General features: G+C 71.2%; 13 protein-coding genes. 8 read left to right on the forward strand and 5 right to left on the reverse strand.

Annotation, left to right across the window (positions count from 1 at the left end):
• Nucleotides 1-44: 44 nt before the first annotated feature.
• From EOINJALH_RS25550 to EOINJALH_RS25575, 6 genes are all read left to right on the forward strand, one after another.
• Nucleotides 45-2,222 (forward strand): 4Fe-4S binding protein, encoded by a 2,178-nt coding sequence (locus EOINJALH_RS25550; RefSeq protein WP_088285619.1) that lies wholly within the window; start codon nt 45-47, stop codon nt 2,220-2,222.
• A 21-nt stretch (nt 2,223-2,243) separates the two neighbouring features.
• A complete protein-coding gene (locus tag EOINJALH_RS25555; protein WP_088285504.1) occupies nt 2,244-2,879 on the forward strand; it encodes a molecular chaperone in 636 nt (211 codons plus the stop codon).
• Entirely contained in the window at nt 2,876-3,472 is a 597-nt protein-coding gene (gene mobA / locus EOINJALH_RS25560) for a molybdenum cofactor guanylyltransferase MobA (RefSeq protein ID WP_088285506.1), read from the forward strand. Before EOINJALH_RS25555 ends, mobA begins: the two co-directional genes overlap by 4 nt.
• Nucleotides 3,469-4,044, forward strand: a complete 576-nt coding sequence (locus EOINJALH_RS25565) for a nitroreductase (RefSeq protein ID WP_088285508.1) — start codon at nt 3,469-3,471, stop codon at nt 4,042-4,044. Before mobA ends, EOINJALH_RS25565 begins: the two co-directional genes overlap by 4 nt.
• An 82-nt stretch (nt 4,045-4,126) precedes the next feature.
• Nucleotides 4,127-4,696 (forward strand): dCTP deaminase, encoded by a 570-nt coding sequence (dcd, locus tag EOINJALH_RS25570; protein ID WP_088285510.1) that lies wholly within the window; start codon nt 4,127-4,129, stop codon nt 4,694-4,696.
• Between the two features lie 103 nt (nt 4,697-4,799).
• Complete coding sequence (locus EOINJALH_RS25575; RefSeq protein ID WP_088285512.1) at nt 4,800-5,126, forward strand: hypothetical protein; 327 nt, start codon at nt 4,800-4,802, stop codon at nt 5,124-5,126.
• A gap of 46 nt (nt 5,127-5,172) precedes the next feature.
• Here EOINJALH_RS25575 and EOINJALH_RS25580 read toward each other — a convergent pair whose 3' ends face one another.
• The 3 genes from EOINJALH_RS25580 to EOINJALH_RS25590 all read right to left on the reverse strand — a co-directional run bounded on the left by EOINJALH_RS25580 (nt 5,173) and on the right by EOINJALH_RS25590 (nt 8,294).
• Nucleotides 5,173-6,285, reverse strand: coding sequence for an ABC transporter substrate-binding protein (locus EOINJALH_RS25580; RefSeq protein ID WP_088285514.1), 1,113 nt, complete (start codon nt 6,283-6,285; stop codon nt 5,173-5,175).
• Between the two features lie 236 nt (nt 6,286-6,521).
• The gene (locus tag EOINJALH_RS25585; protein WP_088285516.1) at nt 6,522-7,673 is read right to left on the reverse strand and encodes an alpha-hydroxy acid oxidase; all 1,152 of its coding nucleotides are present in this window, start codon (nt 7,671-7,673) and stop codon (nt 6,522-6,524) included.
• 132 nt (nt 7,674-7,805) lie between these two features.
• Entirely contained in the window at nt 7,806-8,294 is a 489-nt protein-coding gene (locus tag EOINJALH_RS25590; protein WP_088285518.1) for a hemerythrin domain-containing protein, read from the reverse strand.
• Nucleotides 8,295-8,413: 119 nt separating this feature from the next.
• On the opposite strand from EOINJALH_RS25590, the gene EOINJALH_RS25595 reads away from it, so the two are divergent.
• A complete protein-coding gene (locus tag EOINJALH_RS25595) occupies nt 8,414-8,833 on the forward strand; it encodes a YbaN family protein (RefSeq protein WP_088285520.1) in 420 nt (139 codons plus the stop codon).
• Nucleotides 8,834-8,984: 151 nt separating this feature from the next.
• On the opposite strand, the gene EOINJALH_RS25600 is transcribed toward EOINJALH_RS25595, so the two are convergent.
• Nucleotides 8,985-9,770 carry an SDR family NAD(P)-dependent oxidoreductase gene (locus tag EOINJALH_RS25600; protein ID WP_088285522.1) on the reverse strand — a complete coding sequence of 262 codons (786 nt, stop codon included), beginning with the start codon at nt 9,768-9,770 and terminating at the stop codon, nt 8,985-8,987.
• A 290-nt stretch (nt 9,771-10,060) separates the two neighbouring features.
• On the opposite strand from EOINJALH_RS25600, the gene EOINJALH_RS25605 reads away from it, so the two are divergent.
• Entirely contained in the window at nt 10,061-11,173 is a 1,113-nt protein-coding gene (locus EOINJALH_RS25605) for an alpha/beta fold hydrolase (protein WP_088285524.1), read from the forward strand.
• Between the two features lie 212 nt (nt 11,174-11,385).
• Here EOINJALH_RS25605 and EOINJALH_RS33375 read toward each other — a convergent pair whose 3' ends face one another.
• The gene (locus EOINJALH_RS33375; RefSeq protein WP_144290166.1) at nt 11,386-12,963 is read right to left on the reverse strand and encodes a methyl-accepting chemotaxis protein; all 1,578 of its coding nucleotides are present in this window, start codon (nt 12,961-12,963) and stop codon (nt 11,386-11,388) included.
• Between the last annotated feature and the right edge of the window lie 124 nt (nt 12,964-13,087).

Raw genomic sequence — 13,087 nt, forward strand, 5'->3', positions numbered from 1 at the left:
CCCCACCCCCGATGAAGACCCTGATCTGCGATTGCAACCGCACGATGCCGCTGGACGCCAAGGCCCTGGGCCAGGCGCTGGCGAAGACACCGGGCGCGAGCACTGACGGCCTCGACACCGTCCACACGCTGCTGTGCCGGCGCGAGGCCGGTGCGTTCCAGCGCGCCGCCAAGTCGGGCGAGGACCTGCTGGTGGCCTGCACGCAGGAAAGCCGGCTGTTCCTCGAACTCAATGCCGAGACCGAGGGCGCGCGGCCGGTGGCCGAGCGGCCCATCCGCTTCGTCAACCTGCGCGAGACCGGCGGCTGGTCGCGCGACGCGAAAGAGGCCACGCCCAAGATCGCCGCGCTGATTGCGGCGGCGCAGCTGCCGCCGCCCGACCCGGTGTCCACCATCGGCTACAAGTCGGCGGGCCGCTGCCTGGTGATCGGCGGTGCCGACGCCACCGAGCGCGCCGCGGCGATGCTGGTCGACACGCTGGACGTGGTGCAGCTGATCGACCGCCCGGGCGGCGCGCTGCCGCAGGCCCGCGCGCACGCGGTGCACACCGGGCGCCTCACCCGGCTGACCGGCTGGCTGGGCGCCTTCGAGGTGGAATGGGCTTCGTCCAACCCGATCGACCTCGAGCTGTGCACCCGCTGCAACGCCTGCATCGAAGCCTGCCCCGAGGGCGCCATCGACTTCAGCTACCAGGTGGACCTGTCCGCCTGCAAGAGCCACCGCGACTGCGTTCGGGTGTGCGACGCGGCCGGTGCCATCGACTTCCAGCGCGAGCCGCAGGCCGTGGGCGACACGGTGGACCTGGTGCTCGACCTGCGCGAGCAACCGGCCTTCGCGATGCACCAGCCGCCGCAGGGCTACTTCCATGTCGGCAGCGACGAGCGCCGGCTGTTCGACGCGGTGCTGAAGCTGCGCGACCTGACCGGCGAGTTCGACAAGCCGCGCTTCTTCCAGTACCGGCCCAAGCTGTGTGCGCACAGCCGCAACGAGCAGATCGGCTGCACCGCCTGCATCGACGTGTGCTCGGCGCGCGCCATCCGCAGCGATGCGGCGCTGAAAGGCAAGCGCACCGGCAAGAGCCGCGGCCCGATCCCCGGCGCGCCGGCCCCGGGTGCGCCGGTCGGGCAGGGCGGCGGCATCATCGTCGAGCCGCACCTGTGCGTGGGCTGCGGCGCCTGTTCCACGGTGTGCCCCAGTGGCGCCCTCAGCTTCGCCTACCCGGGCCCGGCCGACCAGGGCCAGCGCCTGCGCACGATGCTGCGCGCCTACGCCCAGGCCGGCGGCCGCGACGCGGCGCTGCTGCTGCACAGCGAGGGTGAGGGACAACGCCTGGTCGACCAGCTGGGCCGCGCCGCGCGCACCGACCGCAGCGTGCACGGCGTGCCCGCGCGGGTGCTGCCGGTGGCGCTGTGGCACACCGCCTCCACCGGCATCGACCTGTGGCTGGCGGCCTTTGCGCAGGGCGCCAACCAGGTGTGGGTGCTGGCCACCGGCGAAGAGGCGCCCGAGTACCGCCAGGCGCTGTCCGAGCAGATGGCCGTGGCGCAGGCCATCGTCAGCGGCCTGGGTTTCGCCGGCCAGCACTTCCGGCTGATCGAGGCGCGCGACGCCCGCGACCTGCCGGCGCTCGACGCCGCGCTGCGCGCGCCGGCGGCGCAGGGCGTGCGCCAGGCGGCCACCTTCGCCACGGGGGCCGACAAGCGCGGCACGCTCGACATGGCGCTGGACCACCTGCTGGCGCAGGCCCCCGGCGCCGTCGACGAGGTCGCCTTGCCCGCGGCCGGTGCGCCCTTCGGCAGCCTGGTGGTCGACACCGACAAGTGCACCCTGTGCCTGTCGTGCGTGGGTGCCTGCCCCGAGGCGGCGCTGGCCGACAACCCCGACAAGCCGCAGCTGCGCTTCATCGAGAAGAACTGCGTGCAGTGCGGCCTGTGCGCCAGCACCTGCCCCGAGTCCGCCATCACGCTGCACCCGCGGCTGTGGCTGGCCGACGACGGCAAGGCGCGCAAGGCGGCGCGGGTGCTGCACGAGGTGGAGCCCTTCGCCTGCGTGCGCTGCGGCAAGCCTTTCGGCACGCTGCGCGCGATCGAGATGATGGTGGCCAAGCTGGCCGGCCACGCCGCCTTCCAGGGCGCGGCGGCCGAGCGGCTGAAGATGTGCGGCGATTGCCGCGTCATCGACATCCACACCAACCCGAACGAAACCCGCATCACCGACCTGTGACCCACGACGAGCCGAGCGCGCATGAATGAATCCCATCTGAGGGCGCTGAGCTTCGCCAGCGCCGACGACAGCGAGGAACTGGCCCGCGCCGAGTTGTACGGCCTGCTGGCCCGGCTGTGGCTGGCGCCGCCCGACGAGGCGCTGCTGCAGGAGTTTCGCGTCGCGGTGACGCAGGCCCCCGAGCCCGGCGGCTTCCTCGAAGCGCCCTGGGGCGAGCTGGTGGCGGCCATGCGCGCCTCCACGGCCGCCGCTGCGGCCGAGGAGCACGAGGCGCTGTTCCACGGCGTCGGCAAGCCCGAGGTGTTCGCGTACGGTTCGTATTACCTGAGCGGCTTCCTTCACGAGAAGCCGCTGGCCGACCTGCGCACCGACCTGGCCGGGCTGGGCCTGGCCCGCGACGACCAGCGCCTGGAGACCGAGGACCACATCGCCTACGAGCTGGAGGTGATGCGCTGGCTGATCGCCGGCGACGACGTGGCCACCTGCAACCTCGAGCAGCAGCGCCGCTTCTTCCGCCGCCACCTGCAACCCTGGGCCGAGGCACTGTGCGACGCGGTGCAGGCCCAGCCGCGCGCCCGGCTGTGGCACGCGGTGGCCGGCTTCACCCGCGCCTTCGTGCAAGTGGAAACGCAGGGCTTCGACCTGCTCGAAACATGATCTCCCCCGACGACATCACCGGCCTCGTGCTCGCCGGCGGGCGCGGCAGCCGCATGGGCGGCGTCGACAAGGGCCTGCAGAACCACCTGGGCATGCCGCTGGCGCTGCACGCGCTGATGCGGCTGCAGTTGCAGGTGGGCTCCAGCATGATCAACGCCAACCGCAACCTAAGCGCCTACGAATCGATGGGCGTGCCGGTGTGGCCCGACGCGGTGCCCGACTACGCCGGCCCGCTGGCCGGCTTCCTGACCGGGCTGGAGCGATGCGAGACGCCCTACCTCGTCACCGTGCCCTGCGACACGCCGAATTTCCCGCTCGACCTGGTCGAGCGCCTGGCCGCCGCGCTGGAGGCCGCCGACGCCGAGATCGCGATGGCCTCGACGATGGAGGAAGGCCGGATGCAGGTGCAGCCGGTGTTCTGCCTGATGCAGTCGGGGCTGATGGAAAGCCTGGTGCGCTTCATCCAGGGCGGCCAGCGCAAGATCGACCGCTGGACCGGCCAGCACCGCTGCATCGAGGTGCCCTTCGACGACGCCGCGGCCTTCTTCAACGCCAACACCCTGGCCGACCTGCAGCAGTTGCAATCGAAGTGAGCGACTTGCTGCAGCGCCTGCTCGACCGCCAGTCGGTCGGCGCCAAGCACCTGGCCGAGCCCGGGCCCGACGCCGCGCAACTGCGGCGGATGGCCGACGCCGCGCTGCGCGCGCCCGACCATGCCGGGCTGGTGCCCTTCCGGTTTTCGGTGGTGGCTGGCCCGGCGCGCGACCGGCTGGCGGCGCTGTTCGAACAGGCCGCGCGCGACGCCGGCAAGGACGCCGACGGCGCCGCGCTCGATGCCGAGCGGGCCCGGCGCGCGCCCGTCACCGTGGCGGTGATCGCGCGGCCCGACCTCGGCCACCCGCAGGTGCCGGTGCACGAGCAGTGGATCTGCCTGGGCGGCGCGCTGGCCAATTTCCTCAATGCCGCGCAGGCGCTGGGCTTCGCCGGCAAGATGCTGTCGGGCGGCAAGGTGCGGCACCCGCGGGTGCAGCAGGCCTTCTGCGGCCCGGGCGAGACGCTGGTGGGCTGGGTGGCGCTGGGCACGCCGAAGGCCAGCCCGACGCGCGGCCACGACAAGCCGCGCGCGGCCGACGTCATCGGCAACTGGCTCGGCGACCCGAGCTGACGCGGCCCGCGGGCGTCGGTCTGGCGGCAGGGATAATCCGCCGGCATTCCGCAATGGGCGCCACCGGCGCAGAGGGCGCAGCATGAGCATCAAGAGCGACAAGTGGATCCGCCGCATGGCCGTGCAGCACGGCATGATCGAGCCGTTCGCGCCGGGCCAGGTGCGGCAGTCGGCCGACGGGCAGAAGATCGTCAGCTACGGCACCTCGAGCTACGGCTACGACGTGCGCTGCGCGCGCGAGTTCAAGGTCTTCACCAACGTCTACAGCACGGTGGTCGATCCGAAGAACTTCGACGAGCGCAGCTTCGTCGACATCGAGGCCGACGTCTGCATCATCCCGCCCAACAGCTTTGCGCTGGCCCGCACGGTCGAATACTTCCGCATCCCGCGCAACGTGCTCACCGTGTGCCTGGGCAAGAGCACCTACGCGCGCTGCGGCATCATCGTCAACGTCACGCCCTTCGAGCCCGAGTGGGAAGGCTTCGTGACGCTGGAGTTCAGCAACACCACGCCGCTGCCGGCCAAGATCTACGCCGGCGAGGGCTGCGCGCAGGTGCTGTTCTTCGAGAGCGACGAGGTCTGCGAGACCAGCTACAAGGACCGCGGCGGCAAGTACCAGGGCCAGCGCGGCGTGACGCTGCCCAAGGCCTGAGCGCGCCGTGGCCGGGCAGGGTGCCCGGCAACGCACCGAACTGGCGCGCTGCGGCGCCGTTTCTCGCGCTTTGGCCGGTGGGCCGTGCCGCCGAAGATGTGGCATGCCGCAACACACCCACCGCGCCGCCCCGGCACTGATGCCGGCCATCACCGAACTCGACCGCATGCCGCCGGGCTTCTTCGACGTCGGGCGCCGCGTGCCGGCCCTGGTGCCCGAGGGCAGCCTCGACATCGGCCTGCTCACCAGCTTCCGCGACCTGATGGCCGGGGCCGGCGAGGCCGTCTCGGTGCACCGCATGCGCTACGACCGTCGCTACGCGCTGGACCTCATCGCGCTGGCGCACTGCTCGCGCTTCCGCGTGCTGCGCCGCGTGGCGCTGGCGCTGTTTGACCGCTACATCGACCCGGTGACGCCGCCGGCGCCCTGAGCCGGTCCTTCGGCGACCGGCCGGCGAGGCCCGGCCGGTCGGCCGGTCATTCGACGAACCGGCCCGTGCGGTCGATCATGGTCAGGCCCACGTAGCGCGAGCCCTTGCGCTCGCCCTGGGCGTAGTCCACCGTCACCGGCCCGTATTTGCGCAGCCCCATGGTTTCGAGCGCGGTGACCAGGCTGTCGCGCTGCACGGTGCGGCCGGCCTTGCGCAGGCCGTCGACCAGCACCCTGGCGTTGATGTAGACCTCGAGGCCCAGGTAGGAGAACTCGCGCTTGTCGTCGGTGGTGGCCAGCAACTTCTGGTAGTCGTGGACCACCGGGATGCCGTCGCGCCACGGGTTGGGCACGAGCGTGGTGAACACCACCCCGGCCGTGTGCGGGCCCAGGTCGGCCGCCACCTTGCGGTTGGCCTGCGCGGCGAGGTTGTAGAACTGCACCGACACGCGCCGCTCGCGCGCCATCGGGATCAGCTTCACGGTGGCCGGCGGCGCCGCGACGAGGATCACGCCGCCCAGCCCCGGCAGCTTCTTCAGCGACTCGACCACGGCTTCGGCGTTGCTGCCGTCGCGTTCGATCGACAGTTCGGCCGCGGGGGAGATCTGCGCCTTGTCGAACACAGCCTGCGCGGCGTAACGGCCGCTCTTGCCGAAGGGGTCGTTCTGGTAGACCAGCGCGACGGAAGTCTGCCCGATCGTCGTCAGGTGCTGCACCATGCGCGTGATCTCGGCCTCGGTGGTGGCTCGCACGTTGAAGGCATAGCGGCCCGGCTTTTCGCGCATCGGGCCGGCACCGGAGATGCCGGCCACCATCGGCAGGCCGACCCGGGTGATGACCGGCATCATCGCCGCGCAGTTGGACGTGCCCCAGCAGTTGAAGAGGGCCACCGCCTTGCCGTCGGCCAGCCGGGTGGCGTTCTCGACGGCCTTCTGCGCATTGAACTCGTCATCGAGCGCCTGCAGCTTCAGGCGCCGGCCACCGATGCCGCCGGCCTTGTTCACCGAATCGAAGTAGGCGTTGATCACCGACAGCGCCTCTTGGCCGACACCCCCATTGGGGCCGGACAGCGGCAGGCTGGCGCCGATGACGATGGCGTCGTCCTGCGCGGCCACCGGGGCGGGCCATGCCGACAGGCCGGCCAGGACCATCGCCAGCATCAGCGGCCCGCTCTGGTGGGGCGGCCGGATCCGGAAAGGCCGTGCATCGATGGCCCGGGGCCAGGGGGTCGAGGCAGGGGAGGGCACGGGCACGGTAGCTCCATTCAACAATCGGCCAGCCTCCTGCCGCGCAAGGGGCACGGCAGCGCCGGAGAGATCACTTTGTCAGTTAGCCCGCATCATCTCCCAAAAAACGGTTCAAGGCCCCCGACCCAGGTCCGGGACGTGGCCGTGGTTCAGGTGGGGTAGGTGCCCGGCAGCAGGATGCTCTTGTCCACCTGGGCCATCTGGGTGCGGCCGCAGAAGGCCATGGTCAGGTCGAGCTCGTTGCGGATGATCTCCAGCGCCTTGGTCACGCCGGCCTCGCCCATGGCGCCCAGGCCATAGAGCATGGCGCGGCCGATGTAGGTGCCGCGCGCGCCCAGGGCCCAGGCCTTGACCACGTCCTGGCCCGAGCGGATGCCCCCGTCCATGTGCACCTCGATGCGCGAGCCCACGGCGTCGACGACGGCCGGCAGCGCGCGGATGCTGGATTCGGCACCGTCGAGTTGGCGGCCGCCGTGGTTGCTGACGATCAGCGCGTCGGCGCCCGAGTCGGCGGCGATGCGCGCGTCCTCGACGTCCTGGATGCCCTTGACGATGAGCTTGCCGCCCCAGCGCTTCTTGATCCACTCGACGTCGCCCCAGTTCAGCCGCGGGTCGAATTGCTGCGAGGTCCAGGCCGACAGGTTGCCCATGTCGGTGACGCCCTTGACGTGGCCGACGATGTTGCCGAACTGCCGGCGCGGCGTGCCCAGCATGCCCAGCGCCCAGCGCGGCTTGGTCATGATGTTCAGGATGTTGGGGATCGTCAGCTTGGGCGGCGCCGACAGACCGTTCTTCAGGTCCTTGTGGCGCTGCCCCAGGATCTGTAGGTCGAGCGTGAGCACCAGTGCGCCGCACTTCGCGGCCTTGGCGCGGTCGATCAGCCGCTCGATGAAATCGCGGTCGCGCATCACGTACAGCTGGAACCAGAACGGCGCCTTGGTGTGCGCGGCGATGTCCTCGATCGAGCAGATGCTCATCGTCGACAGCGTGAACGGGATGCCGAACTTCTCGGCCGCCCGGGCCGCCAGGATCTCGCCATCGGCATGCTGCATGCCGGTCAGGCCCGTCGGGGCGATGGCCACCGGCATGCGCACGTCCACGCCCACCATCTGGGTGGCCGTGCTGCGGTTCTCCATGTTCACCGCCACGCGCTGGCGCAGCTTGATCGACTGGAAATCGCCCTCGTTGGCGCGGTAGGTGGATTCGGTCCACGACCCCGAATCGGCGTAGTCGTAGAACATGCGCGGCACCCGCTTCTTGGCAAGCACGCGCAGGTCTTCGATGGTGGTGATGACGGTCATGGGGCGGTCTCCTCGGGGCCGAATGCTAGCCCGGGGAGGGGCCTGCCGCCGTGGGTGTCGCCGCCCGGCCGCGTTGCGGACCTGCACATCCGCAGCGCGTGCGGGCGCGCCGCCGCCGTCAGGGCAAGGTGGTCAGGTCGAGCAACTGCCGCCGCCGCAGCCGGTGATCGGCGTGGTGCCGGCCAGCGCGGTGTCGCGCACCTGTCCGGTCACCGGGTCGAAGCCGACGCGCAGCAGGTGCTCGGCCAGCGACGCGTCCATCATCTGCGCATGCTGCGGGAACCAGATCGCCAGTTCGCCGACGGCGATGCGCAGCGGCTCGAAGTCGGCCTCTTCGCGGGCGCGGCGGCCGCATTCCACCATCACCTGCAGCACCGCCTGGTGCTGGAAGCTGTGGCAGTTCTCGGACGCGAAGCCGGTGGCCGCCATCCAGCGGTCTTCCTGGGCGAAGTGCGCCACCGTGTGCTCGACCAGCGTGTCCCAGCGCTGCAGCAGCGCGTCGGCCGGGCCGTCCAGCGCGGCATGGGCGTCGGCCAGCAGGGCCACGAACTCCTGGTGCGTGGTGTCCATCTGCGGCTGCTGCAGGGCGAACTGTTCGGACCAGGTGAGGGGGGCATTCATGGTGGTGCGGGCCTCGGCAGGGCGGGTGGAGGATGCAGTTGGACGCGCAGCCTAACAGCCCTCGGCCGGCCGGGCATTTGTCCGGCGTCAAGCCCGGGTGCGGGCGGTACGATGCCGCCATGAGCGAATCCCTCGAGCCCGTGCTGCCAGAGCGCCCGGCCTGGCAACGCGTGCTGTGGCTGATCGCCGGCGGCCTGAGCCTGGCGATCGGCATCATCGGCATCTTCCTGCCGCTGCTGCCCACCACGCCGCTGGTGCTGCTGGCGGCGTTCTGCTTCTCGCGCGGCAGCGCGCGCTGCGAGCAGTGGATCCTGAACCACCCGCGCTTCGGCCCGATGGTGCAGTCCTGGCGGGCCAACCGGGCCGTGCCGCTGCGCGCCAAGCAACTGGCCACGGTGATGATGACCCTGGGCTCGGCCTGGGCCGCCTGGCTGCTGCCCGGCCGCATCGGCTGGGTGCCGGCGGTGTGTTGCGCTTTGGTGGCGGCGTGGTTGTGGAGCTTGCCGACGCGGGAGGCGGCTGGGGCGTCGGACAGGTGATCGGTGGGCGGGTGTCGCAGCCGTGAACCGGCTGACACGCGTCACGGCGGCTGTTGGAGGGGAGGTGGGAGAAGCACTCTGCTCAAGGGAGGGCAACTGACGACCCCGGAGCGACCGTCGCAGTGCCGATCTCGCCGCACCGCCGCCGCCTTCATACGGCGTTGAGGTGCATCCCGAAGTCCAGCTCAACGATCGCGCCGGTCATCATCGAGGCCCCCGTGGCCAGCCAGTGGATCGCCTCGGCCACCTCGTCAGGATGCCCCAGCCGCTGCAGCGGCGACACCGTCTTCTGGTGCGCGCTGCGGTCGGCGAACGATTCTGGCGCGAGCCGCTCCACGAAGCCCTGTTCCACCAGCGACGGGCACACCGCGTTCACCCGCACCTGCGGCGCCAGCGATCGCGCGGTGGACATCGTCAGCGCATTCAGCGCCGCCTTGCTGCACGCGTACGGCACCGACGAGCCGCTGCCCATCAGCGCCGCGCGAGACGAGATGTTGACGATGGCCGAGCGCACCGCGTCGGTCGACGACGCCTTCAGCGCGTCGGCAGCGGCCCGCGTCATCTGGAACGGCCCGATGGTGTTGACCGCGTAGATGCGCTGGAAATCCTCGGCCGACACATCGTGCAGGCGCGAGTGCGCCACCATCTTGCTGATGCCCGCCGCGTTGACCAGCACGTGCAGCGCGCCGAAGGCGTCGATGGCGGCGCGCACCGTGCGCACGCAGTCGTCGTCGCGCGTGACGTCGCTGACCACGCCCAAGGCGCGCGCGCCTTGGGCGGCTGCGTTGGCCACCGCCTGGGCCTCGGCCTGCTGCCCGTCCAGGTGACCGATCACCACGTTCCAGCCTTCGCGCAGGAACCGGCGGGCGGTGGCGGCACCGATGCCGCTCGCGGCGCCGGTGACGAGGGCAGTGCGGCGGGGCGTGGGGGCGGTCATGGCGGCATGGTCCAGGCGTGGAGCGGTGGTCGGAACGGGGGGGGGGGCACCGGCCGCGCCCAAGGCCGCCGGAGNNNNTACTAGACTGCCTGCGCACCGGCCGCGCCCAAGGCCGCCGGAGCGCAGGCAGTCTAGTATCGAAGTGCCTCTCCCTGGGGCCACCCTTGAATCCCGCGCGCCCCGTCTGCTCGCTGGGTCGCGCCGCACGGGTGGCCCGCCCCGCGCGTGTCCCGCTCCTTGTGCAGGGCCGCTCGCCACCTGTTCGTCGCCGTCGTCACCGGAGTGAAGCCATGACCGGATACCGCGCCGCCCCACTGCCGCCGCACGTGCGCTCGCGCGTCCTGCCTGGCATCAACGGGCTGGACATGCACCTGCTCGAGGCTGGCGACGCCGCCCAGCCTCTCATCCTGCTACTGCACGGCTTCCCCGAACTCGCCTGGTCCTGGCGCCACGTGCTGCCGGCCCTGGCCCGCGCCGGATACCACGCCGTGGCGCCAGACCAGCGCGGCTACGGCGGCACCACGGGCTGGAACCCCGATTGGGACGGCGACCTGGCCAGCTACCGCATGGCCAATCTCGCCCGCGACGCCTTCGGCCTGGTGCACGCCCTCGGCCACGCGCAGGTGGCCTGCGTGGTCGGCCATGATTTCGGCGCGTCGGTGGCGGGCTGGAGCGCGCTGCTGCGCCCCGACGTGTACCGGTCGGTGGTGCTGATGAGCGCGCCCTTCAACGGCGCGCCGGCGCTGGGCACCACCGACATCGACATCGACGCGGCGCTGTCCGCCCTGCCGCGCCCGCGCAAGCACTACCAGCGCTACTACGCGACGCCGCTGGCCAATGCCGACATGTGGCAGGCGCCGCAGGGCGTGCATGCCTTCCTGCGCGCCTACTACCACCACAAGTCGGCCGACTGGCCCGGCAACCAGCCCACGCCACTGGCCGGCTGGGCGGCCGAGGAACTGGCCAGGATGCCCACCTACTACATCATGGACCTCGACGCCGGCATGGCGGCCACCGTGGCGCCGCACATGCCCACCCCGGCCCAGGTCGCCGCCTGCCGCTGGCTGCCCGAGCCCGACCTGGCGGTTTACAGCGGCGAATTCACCCGCACCGGCTTTCAGGGCGGGCTCAACTGGTACCGCTGCCGGTTCGACGCCCGACTGGTGGCGGAGCAGCAGATGCACGCCGGCCGCACCATCGGCATCCCGGCCCTGTTCGTGGCCGGCGCGCAGGACTGGGGCATCCACCAGTCGCCGGGCGCGCTGGCCCGCATGCACACCCACACCTTCACCGACATGGGCCCGCCCGTGCTCATCGACGGCGCCGGCCATTGGGTGCAGCAGGAACAGCCGCAGGCGGTTGCGGCGGCGTTGCTGGCATTCCTGGGCCGGCTGAGCGCCTGAGGCCGGGCGGCTTCCGGTGCGTGCGGACCGCGGGGGCGCCGGCCCGCCTTCACGGCGCCGGCCCGGGGGTCGCCGCTGATCTGCGGCGGCACGGGGCCGGTCTGGTTGCCGCCGCCCGAGGACCGGGCGTGTGAGGCGGAGCAAGGGTTCGCTGCGTGGGCCGCGCCGGGCCTCGGGATCACATCACCGCAGGCCGCACGGCACGCGCTGGGTCAGGCGTGCTGGGCCAGCTTGAAGGCGGACACCGCCTGCACCAGTTGCTGGGCCTGGGCTCGCAGGCTTTCCGCCGCGGCCGCGCTTTGCTCCACCAGGGCCGCGTTCTGCTGGGTGGCCTGGTCCATCTGCGAGACGGCCTGGCCGACCTGGGCCACACCTTCGCTCTGATCGCGGCTGGCCTGGCTGATCTCGGCCACGATCTCGGACACGCGCTTGATGGCCTGCACCACCTCGGCCATGGTCTGGCCCGCGTCATCGGCCTGACGGCTGCCCGCTTCCACGCGATCCACACTGGCCTGGATCAGGGTCTTGATCTGGCGCGCGGCGTCGGCCGAGCGCTGTGCCAGGCTGCGCACTTCGGCCGCCACCACCGCAAAACCGCGGCCCTGCTCACCGGCGCGCGCGGCTTCCACCGCGGCGTTCAGCGCCAGGATGTTGGTCTGGAAGGCGATGCCGTCGATGACGCCGGTGATCTCGGCGATCTGCTTGGAGCTTTCGTTGATCTCGCGCATGGTGCTGACCACCTGCGACACCACCTCGCCGCCGTGCGTGGCCACGCCGGAGGCGCCATTGGCCAGTTCGCTGGCCTGCTTGGCATGGCCGGCGTTCTGGCGCACCGTGGCGCCCAGTTGTTCGGTGGAACTGGCCGTCTGTTGCAGGTTGCTGGCAGTCGTCTCGGTGCGGTGGCTCAGGTCGACGTTGCCCGCAGCCACTTCGGCCGAGGCCGTGCCGATGCTGTCTGCCGCCTGGCGCACCTGGCTGATGACCGCGACCAGATGGCCATTCATGCGATCCATGTTGGACAGCAGGCGCCCGATCTCGTCCTGGCCTCCGGAACGGACCTTGACCCCCAGATCGCCCGAGGCGATGGCAGCGGCCATCGCATCCGCCTCGGCAAAGCCCAGCTTCAGGCGCCTCAGCACGCTGAACGTGAACCACGTCGCCGGCACGCCGAAACACAACAGCAGGCTGAGGAAGATCCAGCCGGCGCGTGCCTGCTGCGCCATCGCGGCGTCTGCCTTGATCTGTGCCTGGTCGGCATGCCACTTGCGCAACTTTTCCAGCGCGGCCATCAGCACCGCGCCTTCATTGCGACCGGCCAGCAGGAAGGTGCCCATCACGGGCACCGAGAAGTCTCCTGCCTTGATCCGGTCCAGCGATTGCTGGGCCTTGGCCTCCCAGGCCTGGCGCAGTCGCAGGGCCTCTTCCACCGCGCGCGCCTCTTCGCCGGGCATGGCCTGCGCCTGCATGTCCTTCCACAGGGCCGCGACCTTGTCTTCACGCGCCTGCGCGGTCTTGAAGTGCGAGTCGATGGCGTGGTCGTGCAGCTTGACCAGCGGCGAAGCGGGGTCGTGCTGGAAGGCGCGCATGATCTCCAGGCGCGCGCCCTCCACGGCCAACGCCATCTGCGCCAGCGATTCGGAGCGCGCCATGTGGTTGTCGTGAACGTCACGCAGGCTTTTGCCGCTGTCGCTCAACGCCCACCAGGCGCCGCCGCCCACCAGCATGAAGGCGGCCCAGAAGGCGGCCAGCACCAGGGTGATGAGCCGAGTGATATTGATGTTGCCTGCCATGGGGGTACCCGTTCGTCCCAAATTCGTGCTGACAGCTTAGGCGGGCAGCGAGCCGCGCAAGCGCCGAACAGCAGGCTGCTTGCCCGCTTCTTCGGCACTTGCGGGCGCGATGCCGTCGGCGCCC

The sequence above is a fragment of the Ideonella sp. A 288 genome (assembly GCF_002198735.1).
In the GTDB taxonomy this organism is placed as follows: Bacteria; Pseudomonadota; Gammaproteobacteria; order Burkholderiales; family Burkholderiaceae_C; genus Pseudaquabacterium.